The sequence below is a fragment of the Paenibacillus sp. G34 genome (assembly GCF_056856875.1).
This window is the reverse complement of record NZ_CM166469.1, coordinates 4107577-4123581: the sequence shown is the minus strand read 5'-3', so window position 1 is coordinate 4123581 and position 16005 is coordinate 4107577. Positions and strand designations below refer to the sequence as shown.

Genomic DNA, 16005 nt, shown 5'->3' with positions numbered 1-16005 from the left:
TTTCAATTGTGTGCATAAAACACTTTAATTTTATAACCTTGAATATCACTATTTTATTATATCAAACAGGTTGATTATGGTAGGTATGCCACCATGATTGACCTTTTTTATTAGTGCTAAGCATGGGCAATAACTTGTAGGTGAAAACCCTGTTACAGGCTTGACAGTAAGAACTATTAACCAACAGGGGATGTCTCGATTTGAAAATTAAAGGAATCCGAAGGCTAACAATAGCTTTAAATTCACTAGTTTGTATAAATATTTACTGGTATAATATTCTGAATATTACCAGTTATGATCTATTTTTAGGATGTTCAAGCCGATAAATAGAGTATAGAGTCATGAGAAATCGATAGGAACTATATTAGGAAGTTGAGAAGTCAAGAAGATGAAAAAACTAATGTCAGCGGTATTAGCAGGCGCATTAAGTGTGAGTTTGATGGGGTCGGGAGTGAAATCGGCTTCTGCTGCGGGGTCGCCCAAGCAAGTGGAAGTGTTGTTAAATACGATAAAAATGAAATTTCCAGATGCCAAGCCATTTCAGGATGCTCAGGGGAGTGTTATGGTTCCCATCCGATTTGTATCCGAAGCGTTAGGTGCGAAAGTTACATATTCTAAAGAAGGCAAAGTATCTAAGGTAGGCGTGTATAGGTAAAATCACAAAGTAGATATGACGATTGGACAAACCTCAGCACTAGTCAATGGACGAAAGACAGACTATGGCACACAGATTATATTGAAGCAAAATCGGACGTTTGTTCCACTGCGCTTGGTTAGTGAGGGTCTCGGCGAGAAAGTAGTTTCCTCTGAAAAGGATTCGTGAGCGGTTCTCCAACTCAGGCATTTACGTGGTCTGTTATTGATCAAGTCCAGAGCGTTTTCCAGAGCTTCATCCGTGATCTGGGCAAAATCCGTCCCTTTGGGAAAAAACTCTCGCAGGAGGCCATTGGCATTTTCATTCGAGCCGCGTTGCCAGGAGGAATAGGGATCTGTAAAATACAACTGCACCCCATGAACGGCTTCCAGGCTGGTGTAACAGGCGAATTCCTTGCCACGGCCTGCGGTAGCGGTTTGGAATGCACGGACAGGGTACTGCGAAGCGGCTACCCCAAAGGCAATCTCCATGGATAGTGCGGTACGATCAGGCATACGAATCGCTGTGTACAAACGGGTTTTCCGTTCGATGAACGTCGCTACACAGCCCTTGCTTCTCTCACGGCCCGAGACCACCGTATCCAGTTCCCAATGGCGGAAAGTTTTCCGGTTACGAACCTCTTTCGGACGCTGCGAGATGTGCCTGCCCACAGCAAACCGTCCGCGTGTTTCTGCCGGCTTTCGACGTCTGAGGACGGCAAGCACGCCTTTCACCAAGCGGCCTGTATAAAGCCAACGATAGACCGTTTTAAAACTTACCATCGCTTGACCTTCCTGACGAAAACGCTCTACGATCTGTTCCGGAGACCAAGTCGCCTGAAGCTTTTCTTCGATGTGACTCGCCAGTTCTGGATTCCACTTCCCTGCGGAAACAGAGGCCTTGCGACGCTGGACATAGCCCTCTTGAGCGTTCTCCGCGACGTTGGCTTGTTCTGCTACTTTTCGGCGGAGTTCCCGGCCAATCGTGGCATGATGTCTACCGAGTTCTTTGGCAATCGCTCGGGTACTTTTTCCCTGCTTGTGGAGGATTTCTAGCTTGTGATAATCAATGAAGATGAAACGGTCGGTTACGCCCCGTTCAGGCTGAATAAGGCGTATACTCTATCAGCTCTAACAGATTGTTGAGCAAAAATTCTTGAGGGGTGAAATAAAAACGGATAGAGATAGAATTTATTTTGAGAAATGATAAGATCATCTCAGCATACCCAGTATACTAAATTGGAGGGCATTTCAATGACGACAAAGTATAAATATAAATTGAAGTATATAGATGAATTTAATATAGTTGTGTTGGATTTTGATGAGGAAAAATCAATAGCGTTTGCTAGTATGATAAGTGATCCCTTAGGATCAGACATACCTTGGAGATTTAAAGATTTGAAGAAGGAAATTGAGAATTATGTTGATTTATTAAGGGAGAAATATATCGGAATATAGACAGGGAGGAAATGCATCTAGCGTTATATCTTATAAAGACTGTACAATAATTGAAGATCCATTTTATGGTGAGGAAGAGGATGCAAGTGAACCGATCTGTAGGTTGGAGACAGTTGAATTTGTGAAAATTATATTACTATGGGCTTACGAAACGTATAAATATAAAAGCCAGAAGGGAGGAATTGCTCTAGAAGAGGCAAAGTTGGTTACGAACTGGGATTGAACAAAAAATGATAGAAGTTAAGACTATAGAAAATGAATAAATAGCTTGAATTTTTAATAGATTTTAAGCACTGATGATGAACCAATAGTTGTTCGAGAGAATTCTGCGTCACGGGATGTTTTATTAACTAATTTGGAGGAAGAGTCATGGCAAGAAGAAAAAGTAAGGCGAAACAGGAGGAAGAACTATTTCAGGGGCTAGCTGGCTTGGCGATGCTGGGAGGCACTGCGGGTACATATTCATTAACCACTTCATGGAAAGCATCAATATGTGTTGGAGTTCTTGGAGTTATAGGTGTAGTTACATTAATGATTAGTCTTCAACGTAAGCGAATGAAGCGTTTAAAGAGGTCAGGAATCGCAGAGATTGATCAAATGGATGGATTTCAATTTGAGCAGTATCTTGCGCATCTTTTTCGCTCTCAAGGATATAAGGCTGAGGTTACGAAAGCAGTCGGTGATTTTGGAGCTGATTTAATCCTGACCAAAGAGGGAATGCGAATTGCAGTTCAAGCGAAGCGCTACAGTAAAAATGTAGGAATCAAGGCAGTCCAGGAAGCACAGTCTTCCATTGCACATTATAGAGCAGATGAAGCGTGGGTAGTTTCCAACAGTGAGTATACTGCAGCTGCCTATGAACTTGCAAAGTCTAATAAAGTGAAATTATTTAGTAGAGAGTCTTTAATTGAGATGATGCTAGCAATGAACGATCAGAAAGTTACTGAGTTTCAAGCTGCCGATTCTAAAATATCTCCAATAAAGAACGTCTGTCCAAGATGTGCAAGTGACCTTGTAGAACGTTCAGGTCCCAAAGGAGTCTTCTATGGATGCAGTAGTTTCCCTAAGTGTCGTCATACTGCACCATTGAAATGAGTATTAAATCAAAGGGAACTCCGCAAGCATCTTAATAAATCACAAGACATGCAACAATGCGAGCTAGCCGTCCGTGTTGTGGTGTTTTTTATCGTCTAAACGTATAAATAGATTTAAATAGATCACGACTAGTGCCGGATGAAGATTGATTGGATGGGTGGATTTGAACAGGAAAGATTAATGGCTTTTTCGCTTAAGTATTCAATTCATCTTGCGAGATGATTGAATACTTATTGGGCGATAAAGTAGAACTAATCTAACTTTTACTCATTAAACGGAATAGTCAACGAAGTCGGCTCTACAATAGTTTCTTCAGTGTCATAGTCATAGATTTCATTAAATACCAATTTAATAGATTCCAGCTTACCGGGATCATCAGTGTATACAAATCCATTCTCAAAATTATCAATGACTACACCGTCATATTGATGATATACATATCTATCCCTTAAGAAATTACGATCGGATGAGATAGGATTGCCCATGTTTGGATGGACAGAATTTAAACCGTAAAATCCGACATTTCGATCCGTTGTATTCTCAACGCTGTAGAGAACTCTAATATACGTTATAGTCGAACCAATTTTCTCTTGATTCAAAGTGGAAATGTCCTTCTGAGTATCTTCTGGAATTTCAGTCGCCTCTAGTAATTGAACATTAACCAGATAAACAGACAGTGGGCCAAGAGAAATAGTCTGATCCAGTGGGAGAGTTCTTAACAGTTTAACTTGTCCACCATAAGGGAATGGTTCAGTATCCCCGACTTTGGATGGGAGCGGTGATGAATAACTGTTACTGTTATACAGCTTTTCCCTAAGATTTTTGGCTGCTTGCTCGAATGAATCGAGATTTTTAAAATCCCGTTCAGCTCGGAAGGGCTTTAAACCAGACTCCATTACAAGTTCTGAAGAAGCTGTCTGAGGCTGTAATGACTTGATTTCCATTGGTGTAGATGTGGCATAACTGGAACTTCCTGAACCGCTTAACATTGCAAGAACAACAAGTAATTGAATAATAAACATAAGAAGCGGCACCCTTCCTCTCTAGACATAGATTATTTATGTATATGCTCCAATAATCATAACAAATTGGGTAAGCATGACCATGAGAATATCGACCTAAATTCTGATAATAACATATTGACGAGTTGTTTATACCCGATAGTAGCTAAGACCCATGATATAAGATAGGCGCCAGGGATTGTTAAGCTCAAGATTTAAGCCAGTTTACTACAAGTATTTTAATATCCATTACAGGAATTGAAACAGGTCAATAGCCCGATATGTGAAATTAGTTCCTTCTGGTAACATATTATGAAAGAAATCAGGGGGAGTATAAATGAAGTTACTAAAGACCTCATTGGTTGTAGCAGCCGTACTGATTATTGCTTCTTTTGCATGGTACGGATCTTATAAGAGTGATATGAAGAAACTTGAAGATGATCTGAGAACGTATTTAACAATTGAAAAAGGGATAGATGACCAGACAATTACAAGTATCACTGCTCGTCGTAGCAAAATGCCGATGTATCCTGTTGTTGTTCAATTTAAGGGTAATCCAGAAGAACATATCTACTACTACAGAGAAGACGAATGGATTCAGCTGACCCCTGATCCGAATTCGTAAATAATTATGAGATTATTCAAAATTCTCGAATCTTCTGAAGAAGGCGCGAGGGGATGATATGCTTCAATCATTGGATTCGTCCGCCTAATCCTGTACAATGAATAACAAACAAAACAACGGTAGATTAAGGATGGATCAGCACGATGAGGATTATTATATCACCAGCCAAAAAGATGAAGGTTGACACTGATCTGATGGCTAGCGCGCATATGCCGCAATTTATAAATGAGTCAGAACAACTCCTGAGTCTGCTTCAGACGTTATCGTATGACGACCTCAAAACGTTGTGGAAGTGCAACGATGCTATCGCGGAACTGAATATGGAGCGGATTCAGAGCATGAATCTAAAGGCAAATCTTACGCCAGCCATCTATGCCTATGAGGGCATTCAATATCAATATATGGCACCGGGGGTTTTTCAGCACGAGGAACTGACATATCTGGAGCAGCACTTGCGTATATTATCTGGATTTTATGGCATGTTACGTCCTTTGGATGGCGTTACCGCGTATCGGTTGGAGATGCAGGGCAAGCTGCAGGGTCATGGGTTCAAATCTCTTTACCAGTTCTGGGACAGTAAGCTGGCTGATCAGCTTCAAGCGGAAAGCAATTGTATTCTAAATCTGGCTTCCAAAGAGTACAGCAAGAACATCACCCCTTATCTGAAACAAGAAACTCGGTTTATTACGTGTGTCTTCGGACAAATGGTAAATGGAAAGCTGGTTGAAAAAGCAACCCGCGCCAAGATGGCCCGAGGTGAGATGGTACGTTATATGGCAGAGCGAAAGATTACAGATGTGCAGGAAATCCAAAGCTTTGATCGGCTGGATTTTATTTTCTCGGAAGAACAATCGGATGAGCGTACTTATGTGTTTATTTATTCAGAGGAAAAGGAGTAGTGCAGCTTATTAGGAATGCAAGAGAATAACAAGCTGTTTTATTGCATCAAAGGGTCGCCATCTGGCGGCTTTTTTAATTTTTATATCCTTCAAAAGGAAAAAAGTCTCTAAAGTAAGGACTAATTAACTATTACCTAAATTAAGGGAAATGACGATACTTATATTTCGACCATCTTTATATTTTTTGGGAATGATTTTGTTATAGGGATGCTGCCTCCAGAGACATTACACACGAGGGGAGTGGTTATATTGTCATTAGTCCAAAATACAATGAACGGACTGAAGAAAAAGTTGGAATTGTCTAGTGGTTATCTGTACTTACAAGATCGTGAAGGTAATGTAGAACGATATAGTTGTACATTTGGTCAACCAGTAGGTGATGGCGAGATCGATCGGTTTGAAGCATCTACAGAACAGAACATACCGTTGGATTATCTTGATTTTCTGAAATTCTCTAATGGCTGTAGTTTATTTAATCATGAGATCTATGGGGGAGAAAAAAGGCTCTTTCCACTAGATCAAGTAAAGTATCTGTATGCTAACGTGAACAGTCGCAGGGGTTATTTGGAAATAGCTTATATATCGGATGATACGATAATGATAGATTGTAACGCCTACTCTAACGGGGAGAAAAACTATATGTTCGCAGGAAACAGCACTTCATCATTTGAAGATTTTAAGAGTTTGGGCTGTAACTTTGAGACATGGTTATACCGTTTTATAAGTACAAATGGCTCCAAGTATTGGACCTGGTGAAGATTGGAGTGAACGGATGAACGTTATGGATATCAAAATGTTACCTGATCGAGTAGATGCAGGAATGTTATTGTCATTATTCAGAAGTGTTCTGCAAGAGTTCAGACATGGAAGTCTCGATAAAAATGAATTTTTGTTACTTTTAACCGAGTTAACAGCTCGACAGGTTTGTACGTATGAGCTTCTGGAACAAGATACAAGAAACGAGGTGGATAACGTTGTAAAGGTATTATGGAACGTAGATTCGTATGAAGATGTAGATATATTACTTTCTATCGTAGTTAACCTTGGTTTAAGTCAATCCTTTAATAAGATTGAACAGTTTTTACATACAAACAAGAATATGGAGCCAATGATTCGAAGGGAAATTGAAGAAACTGTTGCTGAGGTTGGAAAGCATATTTCTAATCCTTATCATGATCTAGAAAGGTTTAAATAAGTTGAAGTTTCATAATTGGGGAAGGTGATCTTTTGAAAAAAGCATTACTCATCGGTATGTTTGTGATCATTGCGATACTTTGTTGGGTTTGATATTCAATGAATGACCTTACGCGGGTAGAATCAACTACGCACATTGTTTCAGTTGAACTACAGGATGATTCATCATGTAGGGTAACTGTTGGGAATCCGTCAAAAGGACACAACAAAACGAAGACAGAAACATTTGAAAGTCCATCATGCAACAAATTAAAAGAAGGAGATGAGATCACTTTTCGATATCTTAACGAGGGGAAATATTTATACATCGTTTCAATTAATAAAGAATCGACAAAAGATCCTCTGACAGGCGTGATTACTAAAAAGGAGGAAAATGAAGGGCGATTTTATATTCATGTTGTATCTCCTGTTTTTGGTATAGAGACCTTCCAAATGGACAAAAAGGATTGGAAAAAGGTACATATTAAATCTAATATTACATTTTATATAGACCATCATTGGGGGGAGACGATTAAAATCCTATAAATCGATTCTATTCATCCAATTTTTTATAAGGGAGGTTGTATCTAATAAACACTGCGATCCAGAAATTATTAGCTGAAGAGAGGTTCCAGGAAGCGATGACTCTGATTGCTGAACTTGGAGAAAAAAGAGATCAATCTTCAGTTGCGTTTCTCATTGGAATATTGACCAAAACTCAAAATACTCTTGTCAGAAATGAAGTGGCGATTGCACTGAAAGATATCGGAGACAATAGAGCGGTTTATCCGCTAATTGATGCTCTTTCTAATGCTCAGTTGAGAAGGAGCAGGGGCACTTTGTTATACGCACTGGAAGAAATGCATTATGAGCCTTATATCGAGATCATTGTAGCATTGATTGGAGACGCCAGTCTGGAAGTAAGGATGCAGTCATTTCTATTATTTGAAAATGCAGCGGACAAATTAAGCGAGCAGCAAAAGCGGATTTGCATGAATGTTATATTGCAGTGCAAAGCTTTAAGTACAAATGAGATGTTTGATGAGGCGTTGGCTTTGTTAAAGAAGTAACTTAGAGGAGAAAATAAGATGATACACAAAAGTGAAATATCTAGTTTGTTTTTAGAAGTGTTCCCCGAGTTTGAAGCGGCCTATCAAGAGCATATCTCTGAATACAATGAGGAGCTAGCCCATGTTTTTTTCGGCGATCATGTCACTAGTGAAGTAATTAATGAATTGAAGTTGGAAGCATTCAACAGTAAGGCTGTTAAATATTTTGCGTTTTTCGAGGAAATAGCGAACGAAGCGGATCTCTATAGTAGACAAGTTTTAACCACAACCATTTTAACAAGAATTGGTGATGGCATCACTATATTTAAAGAAGCTCAAAAATATATGGGTGAACGAACCAGACAATTATCGGATGAAGTAGAGTTATGGATTGGAAGGAATGATACTACCTGATGAGACAAAATGTATAAGTAAGGAGAATGATGGATGGAGAAAGATATCTTAATAAGTCAATTTCTAAAACTGTTTCCGGAATTTAATGATCGATATATTGAGCATATGGAGTTTAATCAAGAGTTTCTAGGACATGTATTCTTTGGAGATGAAGTGTCTACTCATGTGGAAAGATTGCTTCAGGAACATAGGGACATTGAACAAATTGAAAAGTTCTTCCGTTTTTTTGAATGGGTGGCATTACACTCGAGCCTTTACATTGTACAAGTGCTATCTACAACTATAATGTACAACCTTGGAGGGGATGGTGATGTTTTACATAAAGCGAATCAATATATGGGGCCCCATACTAAAAGGCTCTCAGTAGAAATAGAAGATTTACATACAGGAAAGCATTTTTCATAGAGTGAAGCGAAAGAAAAGGATGGAAGTCTGCTGAATTTGGAGGTGAGTGTGTGTCGAGTTGGATGAAATGGATTTGGGGTGCTACCGTTCTCGTTAATCTAGTTGCATTTATTTGGTTTCTAGTTGCTGCTACATCCAATTTTCAAAGATCACTCGATTTGGTCGGTATGCCGATCATGCTTCTCTGTGGTATACCATCGCTTATGATTAATATGATTTCAATAGTCGTTTTAATAAGGAAATGGAATTCTCCGTTAAGTATAAGTACTATGATCTACGGAGTCGTATTTATCTTTATATTAATTTTCTGTACTCCAGCTTTTATAAACGCTTTAGAACATACGGTGAGACCAGAGCAGGTGGACAGTGATCCTTTCAGCCGCACATCGGATGAGAAGTACGAGTACAATCTTGAGATAATCAACATGTCCCAGCGAAATAATCAGGTGAATTTAATTGTGAAAGAGGTCTCTAATCAAGCTGATCAAAAAACGATCCCGCTAGCTCTGGACGCGAAAGAGATCGCAGCCAACACGACGGGGCCAGGATCTGATTGGCAGTGGACTGTCCTAGAACCTACAGAACAACCTGGAATATACAAACTTATCACTACCGAAAGATTAGACATGCATAAGGTCTATATGATTGATATTGCAGAGGGCATATCCCAAGAAATGAAGTGATTATGAAACAGAAGTGTACAAACTGAATGAGATATGATGGAGAGTGAGATGACGATGAATAACTATATAAACTCTTTTATAAAAAAGTTTGATTATTATTTTGAGCAGAAAGAAATCTCACATATTATTTATGTACATGATCAAGACGATCATGAGAGATTAGATCAAGTCCTGTTTCTTGAGAAAGATGATGGTCATGTCATAGGCTTGTATATAAGAGGCATGAATCCGTTAATTTCAGTGAATAGAATAGACGATTTGGATGATTTTAATTTATTTGCGAGTTATGAAAGACTGGTTGAATCGAAGGAAAGTATAAAACTCCGAGTAGAGAATATACGTTTGTTTTTTAGCTCTAAATATAACGAATTATTAGGTTTTTATTTATCGAATAACGATGAGTTCAGTTCTCTATTTGTACTATTTCTACAAGATGAGATGGATGTTAAGAAGAATTGGAGTAAGTCAGACGCCAGCAAGATACTGAAAAGTAGGTATTCAACTGAAGGTTATATTACGTACGAGAAAAAGAGTCAGGGTGACTGGGAAGAAATTGAAATGGAATATTAATCGGAAGAACAATGCCAGAATCTCAATTGATGAGGTGAAGTAAACTGTACCCTGTAAAGTAGACGTTTTAAAAATGTCTCTTTACGGGGTACAGCTTTTTTTATTTTGATGATGCTTTGTGCTGCGTAATCTTAAATTTGTGAAAGCATCTTCAAAAATTGTTTTAATAATAATGTCCTAATTCAATTGTTAAAAGAAGAAAGAGACGCCACATCACCGTACTTAGGCATAGTTACATAACAATAGAAGTTTAAGCCTTTGTATGTTCGACTTTAGAACTTAACGAACATTAATCCAAGCGGTCCACTGTGTTGGAATATTAATGGAATAGACGGTTCCTACGAACTGCCCACCCGTACTAGGTGCCTCATATAGCCAAGAATGAGCAAAGGCATCTATAACACGATCACCGTCCAGATCTATAGGTTCAGACCAATTGTTTGTCATTTTATTGCCTGCGAGTGTACCGAAGTGAGAGCTATCGTAACCAATCTGGAACGTAATACACTGAATCCAATTCCCACCGTGATCATTGGCAGTGGAGAACGGGTTGCTATTGAAGCCGTAAATTTCTTGACCGCCATTAGGAGAAACAACAGCGTACACATTAATGTGAGATACTTTTGGCGCAGGTGCATGCAAAATGGGGCCCCCATTGTCTTTTTGCGCTTTGAATTCAGCCTTGGCTGCCTCTACAGCTTCACGGAATGCTTTTGAATTCATAACTTCTTCTTTCGTTAAAGGTTTGGGTTGAGCCGTCTGAGACTCTGCAAAAACAGCTACATTAAACGAGCAGACTAAAACAAGAATAAGAGCCAAGCTAAACAATTTTTTCATAGAGATCAATTCCACCTTTCTTGTTATGAATAGACTAGCAGATAAAGATACATGTATTTACGTAACAAAAATGAACTTGCAGATGGAAACCTACGTATCCTCCTTTCGTTATGAGAATGATCCTTCCCATATTTACTGTTTCTGTTGATACACGAAGAGGGAAGAAAATTGCAGGCTAGAGTGCTCTAGCAAGTTTGGAGTGATATATGAAGTAAAGCCTGATCATTGATTTTAGATTACAAAATTATTGTTTAAATTGAAATATATTCCATATGTATAATCATATAGTACTTCTTGTTATTGAAGGTAGTCAAGTATATTCACAAATTACACAAAATGTTAGATAGATTGTTTTCATAGTAGAAAGAAAAAGTTATAAGACTTGAGCACGATTGTAATTAAATCTGATGCAGGATAATGTATCAAAAACAGGAAGTTAGCTGGATGAAATTGCCATTAAACTTCTGTTAACATAGATATATCCTACATAAAATAAGCGGTGAAAACGGATGAGTACAATCAAAGTAACACCTGAGCAGTTACAACACGTATCCAGTCAGGTGGATTAGGCGAGGCAGCAATTGGAGCATATCCAAGCAGATGATGTTCCTTCAAGCCATGTGGATGGGTGTGCACAGGAGCGTTTTTATGATGATTTTGAGCGGTCACGCCCCGTACTGCAGAAAGCGCTGGATAGTATGGTATACACTTCGAAGGAGTTAAAGGATATTGCGACACGCTTTGAGAATGCAGACGCGAAGAAGGGCAGTCTGGGCAGTGTTATTGGTGCTGTTGGTGCTGCATTGATGATGAAGAGTTCAATAAGTGATACGGGTTCAGAGGACAAAGGCTACCGGATGGCACAAGTCGATGTCTATGGTAGGCTGATGTGGATGCCTGTAAACGAAAATGGTGTTCCCGATCAGGCATCTTTGCAGGCTTACGAGAAGGATCAGGGACATTTGGATATCAATCGGATGCAAGCAGCAGGCCATGTGGAAGATCCTGGGGAAGATATTAATGCGTTGCAGATTAAAGCTTTTGAAAATCGAATTAATCCCTTCACGGGCGAGCCTGTATCCGATAAGTATGCTCAAATAATGCTGACTTCTCTGAAATTCAGCCAAATAATTATGGCTTTCCAGATGGTTCGCGGAAGTATGCCGGGTCGCAAAGGGCCGTTTCATGTGTCTGCTTCTGATCCGGCTGCGGCGAAGATTAAAAAGAATGTGGCAGCGGCTGAAGTGAGGAAAGGCAGTAATATTAAAGGAATGGCTGATTCTCTAGTTAAAGATACTGGCAGCATCTCCAATAACACCACAAACCTCAGGGGCTGGGCAAAAGGTTTGGGAGCAGGAAGCAATCAACCCCGTTTTGATGCTAGACTAGATGATAAAGGTACTTACATCAATCCTTTTACTGGTGAAAAAGGGGGACGAAGTGTAGGTACACATATTCCGCTTGGGAAGTGATATGAATGGATAAAGAAAGTTTATTGGAAATTTTGTTAGACCCATTAACAAGTGATGCAGATAAGGATGATGCCGTTATTGAACTGGGAAATCATTTTCAGGACGACGACACGATTGATATTCTAATCAAGGTATCAAACGACAGTAACTACGACGATATGATAGCGGCAAGTTGTGGAGAGTCTATAGCACACATATGGCTGACTAATCAACGAATTGATTATGAAAAATTATCAAATTTAAGAGGAATTACATTGAATGAAGCGTTGTCTATGATTAAAGCGAACCGTCCTGATTGGTATAGGACGTATTCAGAGTTGTATTATCAATCATAGGTTAAAGACAGCCCTAAAGACCAACCTTTAGGGTTCCTTTGTTGTGAAGCTAACCGATGCTGTATCAGTTATTCAAGAAATTGTAGGAGTTCAACATGGTAGATTCAAAGATTAGGAAGGAGTACTTACTGTGTTAAAAATAAAAAATGTAAAGCAGTCAGATTCAGGATTTTATACGGAATCTTCTTATACACCATCTGTAAAACATATAATATATTGACAGAACATATGTCAGATGATTGTATTCCAATTCAAATTGAAGGTGGCGGAGGTATTTGGTTGCATAATGAAGGGGCTCTTGGAGAAATTGAATTCATTTATCCCAAGACAGTTCAGGGTCCTTTACTTCACAATGTGGGACAAAGTATTATGGGTACTCCGCATTTTGAAGTTACAGACCATATATATGAAAGTCCATTCGTTCAAGTTTTTGAAGGTGGCTTTGCAATCTGGCTAAAAGAAGTAACCCATATTGAATTGGGTATATCAGATAGAGGAATTATCTATTTTATTTCTAACGACGAACTATGTGGGATATTAGCAACAAAGGCAGTAATAAATGAGTGAAATTTCAACCCTTACAGGCATAGAGTGAGACGTGAAAAGTTTTCATATCCAAGTAGGCCTTAGCATATTGAACAACTGAAGAAAGCAATTGATAAAGAAGGAATAGCAGATAGAATATTATGGTTTCCCTGAGGAGTGTAAAATGGAAGGAAAAGATATTATTAATATGTTTGCTTTGCATAAAAAGTGGGTCGAGACAATTGGTGATGAAGGTGAGCAGTTAAAGTTAGATGAAGTTGATTTAAGAGTATTTGACTTATCTGATGTATTACTTGAACAATCCTATTTAATAGATTGCACTTTTGATCCCAAACTGGAAAATGTTGATTTTCATTCATCATTATTAGCCTCATCAACTTTTATCATTGCATCTTTAGATCAATGTGATTTTTATAAATCAGATCTCAGGTATACGGATTTTTCCAACTGCATCATTAGAAATAGTAGATTTAGTAAAGGTGATTGTTGGGAGGCAACATTCAGTAACACATATGTAGTAGATTGTAATCTGATTAATGCATCTTTCTATCTAACGGATTTTAGAAATGCAAGACTAGAGAATGTGGATATAAGTGTATCGTCATTTGATGAAACGTTGTTAAACGGAGTAACACTAAAACGTATTAAAGGTATAGAAGAAGCTTTTTTTCGGAGTATAAATATTGGCACGCTGGAAAAACCAGTGCTGTTAGAAAAAGAAAAAGCTAGGGAATGGTTTTTAGAAAAGTGTGAACCCTAACTATTGTTGTTTTTTATATCAAACAAGGGGATGCTACAATACAACATTACGGCGAGAACAAATCTACTAATCTTGCTGAACATAGAATTGAGGAAGATCTTATAATGAAAATGAATGATTCAGTTTTCGGCGAGCTCGAACATGATTATGTTTGGACTAAGGACATGACTATTCAATTTTTTGAAAATGAAAACAAAATATCACTCATGATTGATGGAGATGAGGACGGTATATTTGATGAAGAACAGTACCTGGCATATCAGGCATTAATGAAAAATTGGAATGATTTGCAGCAAAATTTCTTACAAAAACTCTTAGAATATTATCAACAAAAGCGATATGAACTGGGTTATGATATTGCTTTTCATGAGAACTATCCCTTAGTTGAAACAACGGACCAAATTCTGGAGATGATTGAGTTAGATGGAATTGTGGTTCCCTATGGAGATATAAAGGAAGGCCGAGATATTGGAGTACTATTTAATTGCTCATGGGATAAGGAAAATGGAGTGGGACTTCGTTTATTGGATGAAGAAGTGATTGAGGTTGGGTATCAGGATATCGTAATTTAATTTTGCTCAAGCTTGCGAACAACTACAAAAGATTAGGTCGTCCGTGGAACATAATCAGGAGGGGATTTCAATCTCATGGGCACTTCAGCTGTTATTTTAACGCAAAAAGATAAATATTCTCCAGATCAGCTCTTGGCTGATACGATTGTTGCTGCTTTTCATTCGGACGCTGCTCTTTATTTCTATAACAACAAAACGTATACCAATGAAGGAGAATTTTTATATACAACGCTTAACATTAACCGTAAGTCACCTACAGGTGACAATGAAGCCTCATTGATTTTCCATATTCACAGCATAAGTAGCCCGAGTACTGAATTTTATGCTCACGAAGATTTAGGTTTAGATCTTAGCGAAACCTTATGCCAAGTCGGGCATATTGAAGATATCTATGGTAATCAAGAGTTAATAATTCATTTTATTTATGAATATCTCAAACTGAATCCTGATGATTATTTCTGGATAGCAGACAATGATTGGCTATACACCCGGGAGGACATGCAAAAACTGAAATCCGCATCATATGATCCAGACTGGTGCTATCAGAATCCTAGAGACTAAGACTAATGAGTAAAAGGATGATGGCTTTGACTTTACAAAAAACAGTGGAAACACTGCATCAATGGATTGACCAGAATTGGTCGACATTAGATCAGACTGAATTAAAAACAACGAGGGAGACGGTAGACTTTTTATACCATCAATTGATATCTGAAATAGATCATACGAACAACTCGGATCATTTATTGGAAGCAATCCATTACGAACTTACTCATTTCTTTCTGCCGATTCCTTGTGTAATGAAGATGTATCAAAGATTGATTTGGTTGAATCCATCTGACCGTTCCCATTATGAAAGGTTTACAGATTACCTTTTACAATATGGTCCCGATTGGGAAGAAGAGGCAAATACCTTAATCGAACTTTACATGAAAGAAGATTTTCGAAAGGCTTGTGAATTTACACAAAAGATTGAGCAAGTTAAAGATTTTGAAAATAAGTAATGCATGTCCAGATATCATTTCAGATAGTGACCCTATAAAAGACTTTATCAATGGTTTGAAGTTCGAATAGGAGGAGATATGTTGATTACTCAAATGAATGAGGAAATTTTTTCGACTAATTTATCTAAAGCAGTTGATACGATAAGGAAGACTACAAACATTTCGACCAATATCGTTAAGTTTGTCATCGAGCCCGTTGAGGAACAGGGGAAAATGTTAGATGGTGGCGATGAAATGATGAGACGCCTTGTGTTATCCACAGAGAATATTGGCGATAAAAAACTAGGGTTAAAAGATGTTGTTGGGGTTTTAGGAGGGCTTTTTCCGAAAGCTCCGATATGGATTAATGTATCTTTTGTAGAAATGGACGGAGATATCGCAATCTTCAAGCTGGAAACCAGTTTGCGCTTTAGAAAACCGAGTTTATTAAGGAATACTGAAACAGGTCATGCTCCTTTTAAAGCCATTATATAG

The 16005-nt window shown here is 38.4% G+C and carries 22 protein-coding genes and 2 pseudogenes; 21 read left to right on the top strand and 3 right to left on the bottom strand.

Annotated features, from left to right (window positions below; all coding sequences use genetic code 11):
- Window positions 1–388 precede the first annotated feature (388 nt).
- Window positions 389–823, top strand: a pseudogene (locus tag AC1VYS_RS18810) (copper amine oxidase N-terminal domain-containing protein).
- Here AC1VYS_RS18810 and AC1VYS_RS18805 read toward each other — a convergent pair.
- Window positions 802–1710: pseudogene (locus AC1VYS_RS18805) on the bottom strand (IS30 family transposase); the annotation flags it as partial. The pseudogenes AC1VYS_RS18810 and AC1VYS_RS18805 sit on opposite strands and share 22 nt — an antisense overlap.
- A 177-nt stretch (window positions 1711–1887) precedes the next feature.
- Here AC1VYS_RS18805 and AC1VYS_RS18800 point away from each other — a divergent pair.
- Complete coding sequence (locus AC1VYS_RS18800) at window positions 1888–2091, top strand: hypothetical protein (RefSeq protein WP_482910974.1); 204 nt, start codon at window positions 1888–1890, stop codon at window positions 2089–2091.
- A 369-nt stretch (window positions 2092–2460) separates the two neighbouring features.
- Window positions 2461–3186: a restriction endonuclease gene (locus tag AC1VYS_RS18795; RefSeq protein ID WP_482910973.1), complete on the top strand. Its 726-nt coding sequence runs from the start codon at window positions 2461–2463 to the stop codon at window positions 3184–3186.
- Window positions 3187–3449: 263 nt separating this feature from the next.
- Here AC1VYS_RS18795 and AC1VYS_RS18790 read toward each other — a convergent pair whose 3' ends face one another.
- Window positions 3450–4208 carry a hypothetical protein gene (locus AC1VYS_RS18790; RefSeq protein WP_482910972.1) on the bottom strand — a complete coding sequence of 253 codons (759 nt, stop codon included), beginning with the start codon at window positions 4206–4208 and terminating at the stop codon, window positions 3450–3452.
- 316 nt (window positions 4209–4524) lie between these two features.
- Here AC1VYS_RS18790 and AC1VYS_RS18785 point away from each other — a divergent pair, with 316 nt between their 5' ends.
- From AC1VYS_RS18785 to AC1VYS_RS18740, 10 genes are all read left to right on the top strand, one after another.
- Complete coding sequence (locus AC1VYS_RS18785; RefSeq protein ID WP_482910971.1) at window positions 4525–4812, top strand: hypothetical protein; 288 nt, start codon at window positions 4525–4527, stop codon at window positions 4810–4812.
- 143 nt (window positions 4813–4955) lie between these two features.
- Window positions 4956–5711 carry a peroxide stress protein YaaA gene (gene yaaA / locus AC1VYS_RS18780; RefSeq protein ID WP_482910970.1) on the top strand — a complete coding sequence of 252 codons (756 nt, stop codon included), beginning with the start codon at window positions 4956–4958 and terminating at the stop codon, window positions 5709–5711.
- Between the two features lie 249 nt (window positions 5712–5960).
- A complete protein-coding gene (locus AC1VYS_RS18775; RefSeq protein WP_482910969.1) occupies window positions 5961–6467 on the top strand; it encodes an SMI1/KNR4 family protein in 507 nt (168 codons plus the stop codon).
- 16 nt (window positions 6468–6483) lie between these two features.
- A complete protein-coding gene (locus tag AC1VYS_RS18770; RefSeq protein ID WP_482910968.1) occupies window positions 6484–6906 on the top strand; it encodes a hypothetical protein in 423 nt (140 codons plus the stop codon).
- A gap of 98 nt (window positions 6907–7004) precedes the next feature.
- Window positions 7005–7430: a hypothetical protein gene (locus AC1VYS_RS18765; protein WP_482910967.1), complete on the top strand. Its 426-nt coding sequence runs from the start codon at window positions 7005–7007 to the stop codon at window positions 7428–7430.
- Window positions 7431–7465: 35 nt separating this feature from the next.
- On the top strand, window positions 7466–7954 hold the full coding sequence (locus AC1VYS_RS18760) for a HEAT repeat domain-containing protein (protein ID WP_482910966.1): 489 nt from the start codon (window positions 7466–7468) through the stop codon (window positions 7952–7954).
- A gap of 18 nt (window positions 7955–7972) precedes the next feature.
- Window positions 7973–8347, top strand: coding sequence for a DUF7674 family protein (locus tag AC1VYS_RS18755; RefSeq protein WP_482910965.1), 375 nt, complete (start codon window positions 7973–7975; stop codon window positions 8345–8347).
- Window positions 8348–8380: 33 nt separating this feature from the next.
- On the top strand, window positions 8381–8752 hold the full coding sequence (locus tag AC1VYS_RS18750; protein ID WP_482910964.1) for a DUF7674 family protein: 372 nt from the start codon (window positions 8381–8383) through the stop codon (window positions 8750–8752).
- Window positions 8753–8802: 50 nt separating this feature from the next.
- Window positions 8803–9435: a hypothetical protein gene (locus AC1VYS_RS18745; RefSeq protein ID WP_482934398.1), complete on the top strand. Its 633-nt coding sequence runs from the start codon at window positions 8803–8805 to the stop codon at window positions 9433–9435.
- Between the two features lie 54 nt (window positions 9436–9489).
- Complete coding sequence (locus tag AC1VYS_RS18740) at window positions 9490–10005, top strand: hypothetical protein (protein WP_482915054.1); 516 nt, start codon at window positions 9490–9492, stop codon at window positions 10003–10005.
- Between the two features lie 279 nt (window positions 10006–10284).
- Here AC1VYS_RS18740 and AC1VYS_RS18735 read toward each other — a convergent pair whose 3' ends face one another.
- Window positions 10285–10842 (bottom strand): DUF4879 domain-containing protein, encoded by a 558-nt coding sequence (locus AC1VYS_RS18735; protein WP_482910962.1) that lies wholly within the window; start codon window positions 10840–10842, stop codon window positions 10285–10287.
- 581 nt (window positions 10843–11423) lie between these two features.
- Here AC1VYS_RS18735 and AC1VYS_RS18730 point away from each other — a divergent pair.
- The 8 genes from AC1VYS_RS18730 (at window position 11424) to AC1VYS_RS18695 (ending at window position 16005) form a co-directional block, all read left to right on the top strand.
- Complete coding sequence (locus tag AC1VYS_RS18730) at window positions 11424–12314, top strand: WXG100 family type VII secretion target (protein WP_482910961.1); 891 nt, start codon at window positions 11424–11426, stop codon at window positions 12312–12314.
- A 5-nt stretch (window positions 12315–12319) separates the two neighbouring features.
- On the top strand, window positions 12320–12649 hold the full coding sequence (locus AC1VYS_RS18725; RefSeq protein WP_482910960.1) for a hypothetical protein: 330 nt from the start codon (window positions 12320–12322) through the stop codon (window positions 12647–12649).
- A 228-nt stretch (window positions 12650–12877) separates the two neighbouring features.
- Entirely contained in the window at window positions 12878–13216 is a 339-nt protein-coding gene (locus tag AC1VYS_RS18720) for a hypothetical protein (RefSeq protein WP_482934397.1), read from the top strand.
- Between the two features lie 142 nt (window positions 13217–13358).
- Complete coding sequence (locus tag AC1VYS_RS18715; protein WP_482910958.1) at window positions 13359–13955, top strand: pentapeptide repeat-containing protein; 597 nt, start codon at window positions 13359–13361, stop codon at window positions 13953–13955.
- A 104-nt stretch (window positions 13956–14059) separates the two neighbouring features.
- The gene (locus AC1VYS_RS18710; protein WP_482910957.1) at window positions 14060–14527 is read left to right on the top strand and encodes a DUF6985 domain-containing protein; all 468 of its coding nucleotides are present in this window, start codon (window positions 14060–14062) and stop codon (window positions 14525–14527) included.
- 75 nt (window positions 14528–14602) lie between these two features.
- Window positions 14603–15088 (top strand): hypothetical protein, encoded by a 486-nt coding sequence (locus AC1VYS_RS18705; protein ID WP_482910956.1) that lies wholly within the window; start codon window positions 14603–14605, stop codon window positions 15086–15088.
- A 5-nt stretch (window positions 15089–15093) separates the two neighbouring features.
- Window positions 15094–15531, top strand: coding sequence for a hypothetical protein (locus AC1VYS_RS18700; protein WP_482910955.1), 438 nt, complete (start codon window positions 15094–15096; stop codon window positions 15529–15531).
- A 93-nt stretch (window positions 15532–15624) separates the two neighbouring features.
- Window positions 15625–16005: a hypothetical protein gene (locus AC1VYS_RS18695; protein ID WP_482915053.1), complete on the top strand. Its 381-nt coding sequence runs from the start codon at window positions 15625–15627 to the stop codon at window positions 16003–16005.

What these genes read in the sequence shown, in the direction of transcription:
- AC1VYS_RS18800 (WP_482910974.1), top strand. Translation starts at nt 1,888, where the DNA reads ATGACGACAAAGTATAAATATAAATTGAAGTATATAGATGAATTTAAT.
- AC1VYS_RS18795 (WP_482910973.1), top strand. Translation starts at nt 2,461, where the DNA reads ATGGCAAGAAGAAAAAGTAAGGCGAAACAGGAGGAAGAACTATTTCAG.
- AC1VYS_RS18790 (WP_482910972.1), bottom strand. Translation starts at nt 4,208, where the DNA reads ATGTTTATTATTCAATTACTTGTTGTTCTTGCAATGTTAAGCGGTTCA.
- AC1VYS_RS18785 (WP_482910971.1), top strand. Translation starts at nt 4,525, where the DNA reads ATGAAGTTACTAAAGACCTCATTGGTTGTAGCAGCCGTACTGATTATT.
- yaaA (WP_482910970.1), top strand. Translation starts at nt 4,956, where the DNA reads ATGAGGATTATTATATCACCAGCCAAAAAGATGAAGGTTGACACTGAT.
- AC1VYS_RS18770 (WP_482910968.1), top strand. Translation starts at nt 6,484, where the DNA reads ATGAACGTTATGGATATCAAAATGTTACCTGATCGAGTAGATGCAGGA.
- AC1VYS_RS18765 (WP_482910967.1), top strand. Translation starts at nt 7,005, where the DNA reads ATGAATGACCTTACGCGGGTAGAATCAACTACGCACATTGTTTCAGTT.
- AC1VYS_RS18755 (WP_482910965.1), top strand. Translation starts at nt 7,973, where the DNA reads ATGATACACAAAAGTGAAATATCTAGTTTGTTTTTAGAAGTGTTCCCC.
- AC1VYS_RS18750 (WP_482910964.1), top strand. Translation starts at nt 8,381, where the DNA reads ATGGAGAAAGATATCTTAATAAGTCAATTTCTAAAACTGTTTCCGGAA.
- AC1VYS_RS18740 (WP_482915054.1), top strand. Translation starts at nt 9,490, where the DNA reads ATGAATAACTATATAAACTCTTTTATAAAAAAGTTTGATTATTATTTT.
- AC1VYS_RS18735 (WP_482910962.1), bottom strand. Translation starts at nt 10,842, where the DNA reads ATGAAAAAATTGTTTAGCTTGGCTCTTATTCTTGTTTTAGTCTGCTCG.
- AC1VYS_RS18725 (WP_482910960.1), top strand. Translation starts at nt 12,320, where the DNA reads ATGGATAAAGAAAGTTTATTGGAAATTTTGTTAGACCCATTAACAAGT.
- AC1VYS_RS18720 (WP_482934397.1), top strand. Translation starts at nt 12,878, where the DNA reads ATGTCAGATGATTGTATTCCAATTCAAATTGAAGGTGGCGGAGGTATT.
- AC1VYS_RS18715 (WP_482910958.1), top strand. Translation starts at nt 13,359, where the DNA reads ATGGAAGGAAAAGATATTATTAATATGTTTGCTTTGCATAAAAAGTGG.
- AC1VYS_RS18710 (WP_482910957.1), top strand. Translation starts at nt 14,060, where the DNA reads ATGAAAATGAATGATTCAGTTTTCGGCGAGCTCGAACATGATTATGTT.
- AC1VYS_RS18705 (WP_482910956.1), top strand. Translation starts at nt 14,603, where the DNA reads ATGGGCACTTCAGCTGTTATTTTAACGCAAAAAGATAAATATTCTCCA.
- AC1VYS_RS18700 (WP_482910955.1), top strand. Translation starts at nt 15,094, where the DNA reads ATGAGTAAAAGGATGATGGCTTTGACTTTACAAAAAACAGTGGAAACA.
- AC1VYS_RS18695 (WP_482915053.1), top strand. Translation starts at nt 15,625, where the DNA reads ATGAATGAGGAAATTTTTTCGACTAATTTATCTAAAGCAGTTGATACG.